Raw genomic sequence first — 797 nt, forward strand, 5'->3', positions numbered from 1 at the left:
GTGTCGTTGGGTTGGAGGCAGGTGGCCATGACCGCGGGAGGGTGATGCACCGGCGGCGCTGAGCATGCTGATGAGGCGCCGACCGCCAGCGTCGATCTCTGCCGATCATGCGGCGAAGCCCCCAGGCGGCCTCTCTTCTGGGCTGGTCTGGCGCCGGTCCGGCCTTGGCCTGCAACGGCTCCGCCGACCTTCTTCCCCTGACCGCAAGCGGTCATTCCTCGCGGGACAACAAGCTCGGCTGCCGCCGTCCTCCGCTGCCGCTGCGGCCCACAAGGGGTGCAGCCGTCCGGTCCGTCGCCTCTCGACCGCCATCGAGGCCGCATCGGGCGGCTTCGGGCAAAGCTCAGGAAATACGACAATGGCTCAGATCGGCACCTTCACCCGCGACGAGAACGGCGCCTATGCCGGGACGATCAAGACCCTCACCCTCAACGTCAAGGCCACCATCAAGCCCTGCGACCGCGACACCGACAAGGCGCCCGACTACCGCGTCACCGCCAACGGCGTCGAGTTCGGCGCCGGCTGGAGCCGGACCGCCCGCGAGACCGGCGCCGAATACCTCTCGCTCAAGCTCGACGATCCGTCCTTCACGAACCCGGTCTACGCCTCCCTGGTCCAGGGCGACAAGGGCGAGCACAAGCTCATCTGGTCGCGGTGACCGGCCAAGGGCGCTCCGCTTCCCGCGGGGCGCCCACCTTCCAGCCCGCAATTATGCGGAGCAGAACCCCCGCCGAAACCGGCGGCAACACAGACCTTACAGGCCGGCGCTCTGCATAATCCCGCTCTCCGCATAATCG

1 protein-coding gene is annotated in these 797 nt (G+C 68.3%); it reads left to right on the forward strand.

Going from position 1 to position 797, the window contains the following annotated elements; translation table 11 throughout:
- The first annotated feature begins 358 nt into the window (after positions 1 to 358).
- A complete protein-coding gene (locus EJ105_RS27685) occupies positions 359 to 658 on the forward strand; it encodes a DUF736 domain-containing protein (protein ID WP_138400486.1) in 300 nt (99 codons plus the stop codon).
- The last annotated feature ends 139 nt before the right edge of the window (positions 659 to 797 follow it).

It is taken from the genome of Xanthobacter aminoxidans (assembly GCF_023571765.1).
In the GTDB taxonomy this organism is placed as follows: Bacteria; Pseudomonadota; Alphaproteobacteria; order Rhizobiales; family Xanthobacteraceae; genus Xanthobacter; species Xanthobacter aminoxidans.